Source organism: Streptomyces prunicolor NBRC 13075, from assembly GCF_000367365.1.
Classification (GTDB): Bacteria; Actinomycetota; Actinomycetes; order Streptomycetales; family Streptomycetaceae; genus Streptomyces; species Streptomyces prunicolor.
Genome location: NZ_BARF01000074.1, coordinates 83,236 through 97,265, shown reverse-complemented (window position 1 = coordinate 97,265; position 14,030 = coordinate 83,236). Strand labels below are relative to the sequence as shown.

10 protein-coding genes are annotated in these 14,030 nt (G+C 68.4%); 2 read left to right on the top strand and 8 right to left on the bottom strand.

Features of this window, described 5'->3' with window-relative positions; all coding sequences use genetic code 11:
• Together SPR02S_RS31425 and SPR02S_RS56705 are read right to left on the bottom strand one after the other, a co-directional pair.
• A complete protein-coding gene (locus SPR02S_RS31425) occupies positions 1-660 on the bottom strand; it encodes a histidine phosphatase family protein (protein WP_019061000.1) in 660 nt (219 codons plus the stop codon).
• Positions 661-800: 140 nt separating this feature from the next.
• Positions 801-1,406: a YdbC family protein gene (locus SPR02S_RS56705; RefSeq protein ID WP_043258608.1), complete on the bottom strand. Its 606-nt coding sequence runs from the start codon at positions 1,404-1,406 to the stop codon at positions 801-803.
• Positions 1,407-1,561: 155 nt separating this feature from the next.
• On the opposite strand from SPR02S_RS56705, the gene SPR02S_RS31415 reads away from it, so the two are divergent.
• Positions 1,562-2,095 (top strand): TerD family protein, encoded by a 534-nt coding sequence (locus tag SPR02S_RS31415; protein ID WP_043258621.1) that lies wholly within the window; start codon positions 1,562-1,564, stop codon positions 2,093-2,095.
• 18 nt (positions 2,096-2,113) lie between these two features.
• On the opposite strand, the gene SPR02S_RS31410 is transcribed toward SPR02S_RS31415, so the two are convergent.
• From SPR02S_RS31410 to nrdR, 3 genes are all read right to left on the bottom strand, one after another.
• Entirely contained in the window at positions 2,114-2,809 is a 696-nt protein-coding gene (locus tag SPR02S_RS31410) for a DUF6215 domain-containing protein (RefSeq protein WP_019060997.1), read from the bottom strand.
• A gap of 170 nt (positions 2,810-2,979) precedes the next feature.
• Complete coding sequence (locus SPR02S_RS31405; protein WP_019060996.1) at positions 2,980-5,880, bottom strand: vitamin B12-dependent ribonucleotide reductase; 2,901 nt, start codon at positions 5,878-5,880, stop codon at positions 2,980-2,982.
• Between the two features lie 164 nt (positions 5,881-6,044).
• Positions 6,045-6,596, bottom strand: a complete 552-nt coding sequence (gene nrdR / locus SPR02S_RS31400) for a transcriptional regulator NrdR (protein ID WP_019060995.1) — start codon at positions 6,594-6,596, stop codon at positions 6,045-6,047.
• A 565-nt stretch (positions 6,597-7,161) separates the two neighbouring features.
• Here nrdR and lexA point away from each other — a divergent pair.
• Positions 7,162-7,941 (top strand): transcriptional repressor LexA, encoded by a 780-nt coding sequence (gene lexA / locus SPR02S_RS31395; RefSeq protein ID WP_026151025.1) that lies wholly within the window; start codon positions 7,162-7,164, stop codon positions 7,939-7,941.
• Between the two features lie 170 nt (positions 7,942-8,111).
• On the opposite strand, the gene SPR02S_RS31390 is transcribed toward lexA, so the two are convergent.
• The 3 genes from SPR02S_RS31390 to SPR02S_RS31380 form a co-directional block, all read right to left on the bottom strand.
• Positions 8,112-10,094, bottom strand: coding sequence for an ATP-dependent DNA helicase (locus SPR02S_RS31390; RefSeq protein WP_019060993.1), 1,983 nt, complete (start codon positions 10,092-10,094; stop codon positions 8,112-8,114).
• 485 nt (positions 10,095-10,579) lie between these two features.
• Positions 10,580-11,560, bottom strand: coding sequence for a GNAT family N-acetyltransferase (locus SPR02S_RS31385; protein WP_052347081.1), 981 nt, complete (start codon positions 11,558-11,560; stop codon positions 10,580-10,582).
• 165 nt (positions 11,561-11,725) lie between these two features.
• Complete coding sequence (locus SPR02S_RS31380; RefSeq protein ID WP_019060991.1) at positions 11,726-13,924, bottom strand: IucA/IucC family protein; 2,199 nt, start codon at positions 13,922-13,924, stop codon at positions 11,726-11,728.
• Positions 13,925-14,030: the final 106 nt, after the last annotated feature.

The following is a 14,030-nucleotide window of genomic DNA, read 5'->3' as shown; positions in this document are numbered from 1 at the left end:
CTATCCGGTGATCCCGTACGGTTTCGGGTCTCGCCAGCTGTCGAACGGCCGGTCCAGCGCGTACCTGCCGTCGTCTCCCAGAACGAGCATCCGCATCTCGGCGTTCCCCGGATTCGACAGCGACTCGAACTCGGCGACCGTCCAGTGGAACCAGCGCATGCAGAACAACCGCATCGCCAGGCCGTGCGTCACCAGGAGCACGTTCGGCGGGTGGTCGGGGGCCTCGAAACTGCGGTACAGGCTCTCCAGGAAGCCGCCCACCCGGTCGTAGACGTCGGCGCCGGACTCGCCCTGCGCGAAGCGGTAGAAGAAGTGCCCGTACGCGTCCCGGTACGCCTTCTGGAGGCGTACGTCGTCGCGGTCCTGCCAGTTCCCCCAGTCCTGTTCGCGCAGCCGGGGTTCCTCGCGTACGCGGACGAGGTCGGGATCGAGATGGAAGGCGCGGAAGGTCTCGTGCGTGCGGCGGTACGGGGAGACGTACACGCTGATGCGCTCGCGGCCGAACACCTCCCGCAACCGCTTTCCGGTCTCCTCCGCCTGCCGCCAGCCCTGGTCGGTCAGCGCCAGAGAATGGTCGGGTTCACGCTCGTAGACGGTGTCATCAACATTGCCCGTTGACTCGCCGTGCCGGACAAGGACGATGCGCCGTGGTCGTGCCATGCCAAAACCCTAGATCGAGTGACGGGATATCGAGCACTCGTACGGGCTCCATACGGCGTAGGTCACACGAATTGTGCCCGATGAGCCACATAGGGACGCACGATTCACACATCGCGACGCCGACGACGTCAGTTCGGATTTCAAACCGTCCAAGACGGTTCCAGTTGCACGATGTCCCCCGTGAGGGACACGACGTCCGCCTCGATCTGGGCCCGCAGTGCGAGCCGCTCCACCCGCTCGGAGCGGTACTTGCCGTGCTCTGCGGCCGAGTGCCACATCGACAGCACCATGAACTCGTGTTCCGGGGCCTCGCCGAACAGCCCGCGGAGCATGCCGGGGGAACCGGCCATCGCCGGGTTCCAGACCTTCTCCTGCATCAGCGTGAAGTGCTCGGCGCGCTCCTCGTGGACACGGCACAGGGCCACCCGCACCAGGTCGGCGTCGGTGAAGCGCGGTTCGAAGCCGGTCTTCACGTCGAAGCGGTGATCGAACAGCTTGACCTGCGCATCCTTGAAGGTGCCCGCCTGGGCCGACGCCAGCCGGTCGTGGGATCGGGCCATGAAGGAGTCGTAGAAGGCACGGCTTTCCCAGAACGCGAAAATGTGTGCCACCCTTGGCCGCGCTCTGCTCCAGCCTCCCCCCTGTCCCCGAAATCCCGGCTCCCCCAGAAGCCCCGCCCACTTTCGCTGCCCGCGCTCGAAGCCGCGGCGGTCCATCACGGTGCAGCGAATCCACTTGACCAGCACCGCGCCATCGTAAGGCCACGGAGCGTGGCCCCGGTCACGCTCCGGCTGAGATCGTCGGCGCATGCGCCCCCGCGCGCGTGGCACGATGGACAACGCACGCTGATCGCCCAGTAGTTGGGGCGCGCGATCGAGGCGAACGGGGAAGGGGAACCGTGGTGAACGGCCTCAACAAGGGGATCCGCAAGGCCGAAGTCGGGCTCCAGTGGGATCCGAGTCCCACCGGGCAGCCGCCCGTCGATCTGGACATCGTCGCCACCACGTATGTGGCGGGCGATCTGTACGGCGCTCCCGCGTACGCGGTGCACTTCGACAGCCGCTCGCCCGACGGCACCATCTATCTCAACCGGGACAGCAAGGACGGCAAGGGCTTCGGCTGGGACGAGGTCATGACGCTGGAGCTCGACCGGCTCGCCGACCGGTACGCGCGCGTGGTGGTCGGTGTCGTCATCCAACAGCGGGTCACCCACCGCACGTTCGTCAATGTCCTCAACCCGAAGCTGCGCATCCGCGAGGGGTACACCATCCTCACCGAGGACGACTTCGGTGACGTCCTCGGCGCTACGGCGGCGACGGTCGGGGAGTTCGTCCGGGACGACTCCGGAAGCTGGGACTTCCATCCCGGCATCCGGGGCTTCGAGGACGACCCCGCGACCTTCACCAGGACGATGGGCAGGCCACAGCAGCCCTGAGCCCATCGGGACGGCGCGTCAGCCGGCGGTCCAGCCCGGGACCGTCGGCAGCACCTCCTCGGCGATGCGGAACAGCGCCTCGTCATCGGGCGGCACGTCGTCCTGACGCCAGATGGATATCTCGAAGGAGTCGCCGCCATCCTTCGCGGTCGTGGAGACCAGCAAGCTGCGGGCGATGCCCCCAGGGCCCGTACTGGCCTTCCCGCCGCCGAGGTTGAAGCTGATCGCGATGGTCTGGTCCGAGTAGAGAACGGCCGGGTGCCCCAGGACCATCTTCACCTCCGAGCTGGAGTCCACGTACCGGGCCGCCTGTGCGACGGGAACGTCGTCGTAGGACGCCGACAGCCGCACGGAGTAGGTCGTCAGGTCTACGTCGGCCTCGGGGCTGGCGATCTTGGTGCCGCCGGCGAGCGTCATCCAGCCCGCGCTGCCCGACGCGGTCTCCGCGTGTTCGTCCGGAGTCCCCAGCAGCGCCGGAAGGTCCGTGCGGTTCAGCGCCGTACAGAGCGCCGTCGGCGAGACGTACTTCGCCGGCAGGGCGTTGTCCGCGCTCGCCGAGCAGGTCGCCGGTGCGCTGTCTCGTGACGTCGTCTTCGGCAGGACTCCCCCAAGTCCCCACATACCGCCCACGACACCACCGACCACCACCACCGCCGCGACTGCCTGGGCCCCCGCCCTGATACCTCTTTCGGGTTCGACGGAATCGTCGACCATGCCCCCACCCTCCCCTGTGCGCACGCTATGCGCGTCGAGGGAGATTAACCGCTGATCGTTCCGCTGGGAAACCGGATTCGCCGTGGGCCGGGACATGCTGAGGGCGGCGGAGTCCTGATACCGACTCCGCCGCCCTGACCAGCTAGTTCACTTCAAGCAGCTACAGTTGATCAGCTGCAGCCGCTGGTCGAGCCGCACCCCTCGCAGATGTAGCAGGAACCGGCCCGCTGCATCTTCGTACCGCAGGAGAAGCAGAGTGGGGCGTCGGCCTGGATGCCCAGCTGCATCTCCACCAGCTCGGCGCTGGTGTGCGCCTGCTGCGGAGCGGGCTTGGCCGCCTCGACCACGGCCTTCGGCGCGGCCACGGCCTTCAACTCCTGGGCGCGCGGCGCCGACTGGGCCAGGCCCTCTACGTCGACCTCGACATCGTCGATGGATGGCTCGTACGAACCGGTCTCCAGGTGACGCTGGCGCTCCTCGGCGGAGTGGATGCCGAGCGCGGAGCGCGTCTCGAAGGGCAGGAAGTCGAGCGCCAGGCGGCGGAAGATGTAGTCGACGATCGACTGCGCCATCCGCACGTCCGGGTCGTCCGTCATGCCGGCCGGCTCGAAGCGCATGTTCGTGAACTTGGAGACGTACGTCTCCAGGGGCACGCCGTACTGCAGGCCTACGGAGACGGCGATCGAGAAGGCGTCCATCATGCCCGCGAGGGTCGAGCCCTGCTTCGACATCTTCAGGAAGACCTCACCGAGACCGTCGTCCGGGTAGGAGTTGGCGGTCATGTAACCCTCGGCGCCGCCGACCGTGAAGGAGGTCGTGATGCCCGGGCGGCCCTTGGGGAGGCGCTTGCGGACGGGGCGGTACTCGACGACCTTCTCGACCGCGGTACGGATGGTCTCCTCGGCCTTGGCGGTGACCTCGATCTTCTCCTTCTCCTTGGTCTTGGCGGAGAGGGGCTGGCCGACCTTGCAGTTGTCGCGGTAGATCGCGAGCGCCTTGACGCCCAGCTTCCACGCCTCGAAGTAGACCTCTTCGACGTCCTCGACGGTCGCCGTCTCCGGCAGGTTGACCGTCTTGGAGAGCGCGCCGGAGATCCAGGGCTGGATGGCGGCCATCATGCGGACATGACCCATCGCGGAGATGGAGCGCTCGCCCATGGCGCAGTCGAACACCTCGTAGTGCTCCTGCTTGAGCCCCGGGGCGTCGATCACATTGCCGTTGTCGGCGATGTGGGCGACGATCGCCTCGATCTGCTCCTCCTGGTAGCCCATGCGACGCAGGGCCTGCGGGACGGTGCCGTTGACGATCTGCATCGAGCCGCCGCCGACCAGCTTCTTGAACTTGACCAGGGCGAGGTCGGGCTCAAGTCCGGTGGTGTCGCAGGACATCGCGAGACCGATGGTGCCGGTCGGCGCGATGACGGACGCCTGCGAGTTACGGAAACCGTTCTTCTCGCCGAGGCGCAGCACGTCCTGCCAGGACTCCGTGGCCGCGGCCCAGATGGGCGTGTCCAGGTCGTCCGCGCGCGGGGCCACGGCGTTGGCGTCGGCGTGCTGCTTCATGACGCGCAGGTGCGGCTGCTCGTTGCGGGCGTAGCCGTCGTACGGGCCGACGACCGCGGCGAGTTCGGCGGAGCGCTTGTACGAGGTGCCGGTCATCAGGGAGGTGATGGCACCGGCGAGGGCACGGCCGCCGTCGGAGTCGTACGCGTGGCCGGTCGCCATCAGCAGGGCGCCGAGGTTGGCGTAGCCGATGCCGAGTTGGCGGAACGCGCGCGTGTTCTCACCGATCTTCTGCGTCGGGAAGTCGGCGAAGCAGATGGAGATGTCCATCGCGGTGATGACGAGCTCGACGACCTTGGCGAAGCGCTCGACCTCGAAGGACTGGAGGCCCTTGCCGTCGTCCTTGAGGAACTTCATCAGGTTCAGCGAGGCGAGGTTGCAGGACGTGTTGTCCAGGTGCATGTACTCGCTGCACGGGTTCGAGCCGTTGATACGGCCGGACTCCGGGCACGTGTGCCACTGGTTGATGGTGTCGTCGTACTGGATGCCCGGGTCGGCGCAGGCCCAGGCGGCCTCGGCCATCTTGCGGAAGAGCTCCTTGGCGTCGACCTCCTCGATGACCTCGCCGGTCATGCGGGACGTCAGGCCGAACTTGTCGCCGTTCTCCACGGCCTTCATGAACGTGTCGTTCACGCGGACCGAGTTGTTGGCGTTCTGGTACTGCACCGACGTGATGTCGTCGCCGCCCAGGTCCATGTCGAAGCCCGCGTCACGCAGGGCGCGGATCTTCTCTTCTTCCTTGACCTTGGTCTGGATGAAGTCCTCGATGTCGGGGTGGTCGACGTCCAGGATGACCATCTTGGCCGCGCGGCGGGTGGCGCCACCGGACTTGATGGTTCCCGCGGAGGCGTCGGCGCCGCGCATGAAGGAGACCGGTCCGGAAGCGTTGCCACCGGAGGAGAGCAGCTCCTTGGAGGAGCGGATGCGGGAGAGGTTCAGGCCGGCGCCAGAGCCGCCCTTGAAGATCATGCCCTCTTCCTTGTACCAGTCGAGGATCGACTCCATGGAGTCGTCGACGGCCAGGATGAAGCAGGCCGAGACCTGCTGGGGCTGCGGGGTCCCGACGTTGAACCAGACAGGGCTGTTGAAGCTGAAGACCTGGTGCAGGAGGGCGTACGCCAGCTCGTGCTCGAAGATCTCGGCGTCGGCGGGCGAGGCGAAGTACTTGTGGTCCTCGCCGGCCTTCCGATACGTCTTCACGATGCGGTCGATGAGCTGCTTGAGGCTCACCTCGCGCTGCGGGGTGCCCACGGCACCGCGGAAGTACTTGCTGGTGACGATGTTGACCGCGTTCACCGCCCATTCGGCGGGGAACTCGACGCCACGCTGCTCGAAATTGACCGAGCCGTCGCGCCAGTTGGTCATGACGACGTCACGACGCTCCCACTCCACCTCGTCGTACGGATGCACGCCGGGGGTGGTGTGAATACGCTCGATGCGCAGTCCCTTGGTGGTCTTGGTTCCCTTCGCGCGGGAACCTCGTGCCGGACCGCTCGCCGTCTCTGTCATGCCGCCTCCCTCTACAGGCAAAAACGCCCGAAAATGCCACGATGTTCCCGTGGCAGAGTGTTTGTCTGATGCCGCGGGCGCCCACAGCTCATGGCCCCGCAACAAGTCCTGATTCACCGCCGCCCGGCCGGACCCGGGGTCTCCACCCGGTTCCGGCCCGTCAGTCAGTCGGCGGAGTGGGCGGGCACGGGGACCTGAAGAGTCCCTCCGGTCCCGCCGTCGTCTTCCTGGCTCCCCGATACCGCGTCTTCGTCGTCCGCGGCGGGGCCTGGGGTCACTTCGCGCAGCTCCACGATCGCGGCCTCGAAGTCCTCGAGCGAGTTGAACGCCCGGTAGACGGAGGCGAATCGCAGATAGGCGACGAGGTCGAGTTCCTGCAACGGGCCGAGTATGGCCAGCCCGACGTCATGGGTGGTCAGTTCGGCACTTCCGGTGGCCCGCACCGCCTCTTCGACCCGCTGGCCGAGCTGAGCGAGTGCGTCCTCGGTGACAGGCCGTCCCTGGCATGCCTTGCGCACACCGTTGATGACCTTGGTACGACTGAAAGGCTCGGTGACTCCGGACCGCTTGACCACCATGAGCGAGCACGTCTCCACGGTCGTGAAACGACGGGAGCAGTCAGGGCACTGGCGGCGCCGGCGGATCGACGTGCCGTCGTCGGTCGTACGGCTGTCGACGACACGGCTGTCGGGGTGCCTGCAGAAGGGGCAGTGCATGGTCTCCAACCCTCCCTCACAGCAGACTCAATAGCCTCGTGAGACCCCTTGGGCCTCTCGAAGCAGCCCCAAGCATAGGCGATGACCGAGACTCTGGAGACCCGGGGGACCACAACTTCTGGGCTGCTGCCGCAATCCAACCACTAGATGTGGTGATTGGCTCACACAAACACGCCACACGCGCGTGTCGCACCGGTATTGGCATGTGCCATACGACCGTCCCGCCACCCCGAACACGCGGGCGCACAGCCGTACCGCCAGGCCACTTACGGAGATACCGTGAGCGCGGCACGGAGGAGGCGTGGGGCTCCCGCACAGAACGGGACCGGCCCCTGACCGCCGGGACACCGGGTGGCAGACTGAGGCGACAACCCACGAGGCCACCGCCCCGGCGGCGAAGAGCACAACAAAGGGCCCTTTTGTCCGCCAGGTGCCGCGTTAGCCATACACCCAGACGCGTGATCGCAACAGGCTATCTGCACTTTTTCACTCGAACGTGTGTTTGGCGCAACCTTTCGAAAGCAACTACCGTTGTCCAGCAGGGAGACCATCGAGAGGGGCCGACGTGACCACCACCGCAGACAGTGCCACCATCACTGCCCAGGATCGCTCCCAGGGCCGACTCGAGCCGGTGCATGCAATGAACGAAGCCGCGAATCCCGAGGGACACAAGCGCTCCCTGCCGGGCCGACCTCCCGGTATCCGGGCGGACAGCTCCGGGCTCACGGATCGGCAGCGCCGGGTGATCGAGGTCATCAGGGACTCGGTGCAGCGACGGGGCTACCCGCCGTCGATGCGCGAGATCGGCCAGGCCGTGGGCCTGTCCAGCACATCCTCGGTCGCACACCAGCTGATGGCACTGGAGCGCAAGGGCTTCCTGCGCCGCGACCCGCACCGCCCGCGCGCGTACGAGGTCCGCGGCTCGGACCAGTCCTCGTCGGTGCAGCCCACGGACACCGCGGGCAAACCGGCCGCGTCGTACGTCCCGCTGGTCGGCCGGATCGCCGCCGGTGGCCCGATCCTCGCCGAGGAGTCGGTCGAGGACGTCTTCCCCCTCCCCCGCCAACTGGTCGGTGACGGTGAGCTGTTCGTCCTCAAGGTCGTCGGTGACTCGATGATCGAGGCCGCGATCTGTGACGGCGACTGGGTCACCGTGCGCCGCCAGCCGGTCGCCGAGAACGGCGACATCGTGGCCGCCATGCTGGAGGGCGAGGCCACCGTCAAGCGCTTCAAGCGCGAGGACGGCCACGTCTGGCTCCTCCCGCACAACTCGGCCTACGAGCCGATCCCCGGCGACGACGCGACGATCCTCGGCAAGGTGGTGGCAGTGCTGCGGCGCGTGTGACGGCTGCGGCGGGCGGGCCTCATCGGCCCGGCCCCCTGACCGGACCCCGGGACCCCTGCGCCGGTTCCGGGGTCCTGTGCTGTCCCGATCCCGGTGGCGGCCGGGCGCCGATCTAGCGCCTGTCGTCGATCCAGTGTTGACCCGGCGCACCGGGCCAACACCGCCCCGGATCACTCCGCTTCGGCTTCCTCCTGCTTCGCCTTCGCGTCGATCGCGGCCAGCGACCTCCGGGCCTGGTTACGGTCCGTCGTGTACCAGAAGTCGGGCAGTGACGCCTTGAGATAGCTGCCGTATCGGGCGGTGGCGAGCCGCTGATCGAGAACGGCGACCACACCCCTGTCTCCCGACGCGCGGACGAGACGGCCGGCGCCCTGGGCCATGAGGAGTGCCGCGTGCGTGGCGGCCACCGCCATGAAGCCGTTGCCCCCGGCGTCCTCAACTGCCTTCTGGCGGGCACTCATCAGCGGGTCGTCCGGGCGCGGGAACGGGATCTTGTCCATGACGACCAGCTGACAGCTGGCTCCGGGGACGTCGACGCCCTGCCAGAGCGACAGCGTCCCGAAGAGACAGGTCTTCGGGTCGGCCGCGAAGTTCTTGATCAACTCGCCGAGCGTCTCCTCGCCCTGGAGGAGGATCGGGTACTCGGGGATGCGGGAGCGCAGTTCCTCGGCGGCGAGTTGGGCGCCCCGCATCGAGGAGAAGAGGCCGAGGGTGCGACCGCCGGCCGCCTGGATCAGCTCCGTCAACTCGTCCAGCATGTCGGCGCGATCGCCGTCCCGCGCGGGGCGCGCGAGGTGCTTGGCGACGTACAGGATGCCCTGCTTCGGGTAGTCGAAGGGTGAGCCCACGTCGACGCCCTTCCACTGCGGCAGGTCGTCGCCGGCGGTGCCCTCGGGGGCGAGCCCCAGGGAGGCGCCTACGCCGTTGAAGTCGCCGCCGAGCTTCAGCGTCGCGGAGGTCAGCGTCACCGAGCGGTCCGTGAAGAGCTTTTCCCTCAGCAGGCCCGACACGGACATGGGGGCGACGCGCAGGGAGGCGCCGAAGCGGTCGTGGCGTTCATACCAGACGACGTCCCACTCGGAGCCGTTGGTGATGCGCTCCGCCACGTCGTGGACGGACTCCACGGAGGCCAGCGCCTGCTTGCGGACCGCGTCCTCGTCCTGCACGGACTTATCGCGGGTGGCGCCGATCGCAGAGATCACCGTACGGCAGGCGTCGCGCAGCGCCATGAGGGCGTAACCGAGGTCCTCCGGGATCTCCTCCAGGCGGCCCGGCAGGGCGAGCTCCATCAGCCGCTCGAAGCCCTCGGCGGCGGTCTGGAGCTGGTCGGCGGCCTTCTCGTTGGCCAGCTTCGCGGCGCGGCGCACCGCGCGGTTGACCTGGCCGGGGGTGAGCTCGCCGGTGGCAACTCCGGTGACTCGGGAGACCAGTTCATGGGCCTCGTCGACGATCAGCACCTCGTGCTGCGGGAGGACGGGGGCGCCCTCGATGGCGTCGATCGCGAGCAGTGCGTGGTTCGTGACGACGACATCGGCGAGCTTGGCGCGCTCGCGGGCCGCCTCTGCGAAACACTCCGCTCCGTAAGCGCACTTCTGGGCGCCCAGGCACTCGCGGGAGGACACCGAAATCTGCGCCCACGCGCGGTCGGAGACTCCGGGTGTGAGGTCGTCGCGATCGCCGGTCTCGGTCTCGTCCGTCCAGTCGCGCAGCCGCAGCAGGTCCTGACCCAGCTTGCTGGTGGGGGCGGCCGCCTCGAACTGGTCGAAGAGGCCCTCCTCCTCGTCCTGCGGCATGCCCTCGTGGAGCCGGTGCAGACACAGGTAGTTCGACCTGCCCTTGAGCATCGCGTACTGAGGGCGGCGGCGCAGCAGGGGATGCAGCGCGTCGACCGTGCGCGGCAGGTCGCGCTCCACGAGCTGGCGCTGGAGCGCGAGGGTGGCGGTCGCTACGACCACACGCTCCCCGTGCGCGAGCGCGGGCACAAGGTAGCCGAGCGACTTGCCGGTGCCGGTGCCGGCCTGGACCAGCAAATGGGAGCCGTCGTCGATCGCCTCCGCGACGGCTTCGGCCATGGTCACCTGGCCGGGGCGCTCCGAACCGCCAACGGCAGTGACGGCAGCATGCAGGAGTTCGGGGAGTGAGGGCTTCGTCATAGCCCGACCACCCTACGGGGCAGGACTGACAACCGGGCGATCAAGGCTGGAGGGAGGGGGCGGATCAAGACCGGGGGCTTTGGGATGGGGGTTCTTTTTATTCGGGTGGCGATCGGGGTTGGTGGGGATCAGGTCGATTTGGTTTCGGTGGAGATTGGTTTGCTCGGTCGGCGGCTGGGTTGGTTCGAGGTGGGCGTGGGTTGTTGAGGGTGGGTTGTTGAGGTGGGGCCGATCGATTCGGCGGCTCGGGCTGGTTCGGGGGCTCCGCGGGGGCTCGGATTGTTCGGGGATCCGGTCGGATTTGGGTGGAGTCAGTTGGGGGTGGGGTGGGTTCGGTCGGTGGGACTAGTCGGTGGGTTCGGTCGGCGGGGCCAGTCGGTCGGGGCGTGAAGGTCGGTCCGACGACCGCCGAAATCCGATTCGAGCGAGTGGGAACCGGATCGGGCCGAGCGGTGTACCAAAAGTGATGGCGCTGCCACGTGGCGCTACAGCAGATCGCGCAAGGAACGGTCTCGGACCATGAGAGCGGCCCGCTTGCCGGGCAGGTCGACCTCGGCGGAGAACCGGAAACCGGCGCTCAGGAAAGCGGACACGGAAGGGGTGTTGCGAATGTCGGGTTCCGCGACGATGCGGGCGCAGGTGGAGCGCTTGTCGAGGACGAGATCGGCGACGGCTCGGAGGAGAGCGCCGCCCAGCCCTCGTGCTCGGTCTGTGACGTCACCGATGAGGAGGTGGATGCCGGTGTCGTGCGGTCGGGCGGGGTAGTGGCGGGCCAAGGGGTCGAGGTCCGCCCGGTAGATCTCCCAGTAGCTCATCGGGGTGCCGTCCAGCACGCCGAGACAGGGAACGCTGCGTCCGTCGCCGGAGAGTTGGGCGTGCAGGTGGTCCTCGGTCAGCGCCTGAGGTCCGGCCAGTTCCCAGAACTCCGCGACAGCAGGGTCGTTCATCCAGCGGTTGATCAGTGGAAGGTCGCGTTCGATGCGGACGGGGAGGAGGTGGAAGGTGCCTGCGGGTGTGTGGGTCGGCCCCCAGTCGCCGACGTGGTCGAGGAGGTCGTCGCCGGGCGGGATATAGGAGTTGGGCGAGATACCCAAGGCGGGCAGGGCCTCGGAGTCGGAGTTGGGTGGGAGCGCGGGGCTGGGCGGGAGCGCGAAGCTGGGCTGGGCCGGGCCTTCCGCGCGCTCCGCTGGGTTCCGGCGACCGATGGTGTCGGCCTCGTCGGAGGCGGCAGGATCCGGGGCGGATGCGTGGTGGTCTGTCGCGTCGTGAGCTGCCGCGCGGTGGGCTACCGCGTCAGCCGCATCGGCAGCGTCCGCCTCGGCGCAGAGCGCGATGAACTCCTCGGGCAGGCGGAGCTCGAGGGTGTCCTCTCCGTCCGCATCTGGAATCTGGCTCGCACTAGCGGTGGGGCTGGGGGCGGAGCCGGGGACAGTCGCGGTGTCGGCGTTCACATCGGTGGGAGGCACGGTGACGCTCCTCTCAGGAGATGGGGTGGGTCATGTTCCTTAGGTGTGAAGGGAGTTGGCGCCGGTCGAAGTCGGAAGAAGCTGGTGGAGTTCGAAGCCGGAGGCCGTTGGCGGGAATCGGATCAGGAGGTGGTTGGTAGTGGTCGTGTTCGGAGCCGGCGATGGTCACGCCATAAGGGGGTTCGCGATGGTGACGTAGACCGACTGGGTGTCGACCGGGCCGACGAGCTCGTCGAGGCCGTGCAGCCGGGTCAGCAGGTTGGCCTTGCAGCGCAGGACAGGTGAGTCGAGCAGGCGGGCCGGCAGGGAGGTGCGCAGCCGGGCAGGGCCGGAGGCCACGTCGCCGAGAAAGCGGCGGAAGGCGGAGAGCAACAGCCGCTCGTCGGCGAGACGTTGCGATCCGAACGCTCCGATGAGACCGAGTACGTTGTTGATCGCGAGGTAGTACGCGAAGCGTTCGTCGGTGACCTCGTCGGAGACGAAGGTGTCGCTGTGTTCGCCGATGCCGGGCAGCCGGGCATCGAGTTCCTCGCGCCGGGATGCACGGAAGTAGTAGCCCTGGTTGTCGCGGTAGCGGCCACCCACGGGCCAGCCTTCGCCGTCCAGCAGAAGCAGCGTGTTCTGCTGGTGCGCCTCCAGGGCGATCCCCACTTCGCTGTCCAGCCACAGCACAGGGCGGACGACCTGCTCCAGGTAGCGCAGGAACCACTCGGCGGCGACAGCTCCGCGCGACCGGCCGGTCCGCGCGGCGAGGCCGGTGACGACCTCGGCCAGGCGGGACCGCAACACGGGTGTGCCGGACGCGGAGTGGCTGGTGTGCGAGGTTGTCGCCGGTCCGCCGGCAGTAGCACGCCGTCCGGCGTACGGCCGGAGTGAGACGAGCCCGGCGATGCAGGACACGTCGTCGGACGGGCTGAACGGGTTGTGCCGGATCACCACGTCGAGTCCGGCCAAGGGCAGACGGGCGCCCCCTTCGCCACGGCCAACCTGCGCGCCGCCGCTCCTACCCGGGTCGGCAGCACACTCACCCGCACCCCGCTCCCCCGAGTCGGCGCCGCACTCGTCGTCCAGCGCGTCGACGGCCAGCCACGCCGGGTCGCGGACGATGTCGAAGCCCGGGTGGGCGGCACGCCAGTGCTGGGACAGGCCGGTACGCAGCAGGCGGTGTACCTCGACGCCGCGGTGGAGTTCCTTGCGGAGGTTCTCGCGGCGGGAGTTGGTGATGCGGAGGCCCAGGGACAGTTTGAGCATGGCGGGGGCGCCGGATTGGTGGACGGTTCGTACGGAGGAGGTGGGGTGCCACGGGGCGCCATGAGTGCCAAGGTCCTGGATCGAGCCGGCGTCGAGCAAGGCCGCGATATCGGCACGGTGTTGGATCTCGCGCCACTGCCACGGGTGCAGGGGAAGAGCGGCATGGCCTTCGGGCAACGGCAGTTCGGGGCCGGCGAGTCGGGCGGTGAGGTGGGCGGCGGGGACAGGGCGACCGCGTTCGGTCCAGGCCGAGTCGGTGGCGAGTACGGAAGGGGTGACAGCAAGCCAGTGCAGCGGAAAGGAGCCGCGCAACTCCGGTGAGTACAGGCGAGCTTCGGCCTCGGAGAGACCCTCGCGGCTCTTCGGGGTCGGGTGCAGCGGGTGGCCGAGCAGGAGTGCCTGTTCGGCGGAGAGGAAGAGATCGGGGCCGTCGGCCGGGCGGGCGCGGCGGTCGGTGAGGAAGGTGACGGTACGACGGACGGAGTCGGCTACGCGGGCCACCAGGTCGGTCACGGTTTCGGGTGCCGTTGCGGGCGCTGTTGCGGGCGCTTGTGTCGCTGCCGCTGTCATCGGCTCGTCAGCAACTCGGGCGTCGCGGCCGGCCGCCTGCGACGCCCCTGCCGCGGAGGCAACGGTCGCCGTAGCAGCACCCGTTGCGGAACTGCCGTCGCGCACATCCGTCTCCCTGGCGAGCAGCGCCGCGACCGTCACCGCGTCGGCCGATGGGGCGCCGTGGGGAGCGTCCGACAGGTACGGAAGGCCGAAGCGGTGCCAGCCCGTCGGGGACCAGTAGTGGACCTGGGCAAGCAGGGCCGTGTTGCTGGCGGGTAGGGGGATGCGCAGGGTGCCGTTGGTGGGGGCGGGGAGGTTCGTTTCGCGTACCCAGCAGCGCAGGAGGTTCTCGACCGCTGCTGCCTGGGCGGCGGTGTGGGGGTCGGGGTGCTCCAGGAGGTCGGTGATCGTGCCGCGCGGCTGGCCTGTTTCCGGGCTGCGGGGTCGCTGCCGGGGAACGGACTCGGCCGACTCCGCCGCCAGGGTCTGCGTGTGTCGAGGGCTCGCCTCGTGGGAGGGGCCGTCAAGAGAGTGACCGTCAGAGGTGGGCGTGGGATTCAAGGCTGTTCCTCGGGAGGTGATTCGGAGTGGGAAGCGTGTGGGGTCTAGTCCCGGTCTTCTGGCGGACGTTGGGCTTGGGCGTTGCGCAACTCGTGTTGCAGGTCAG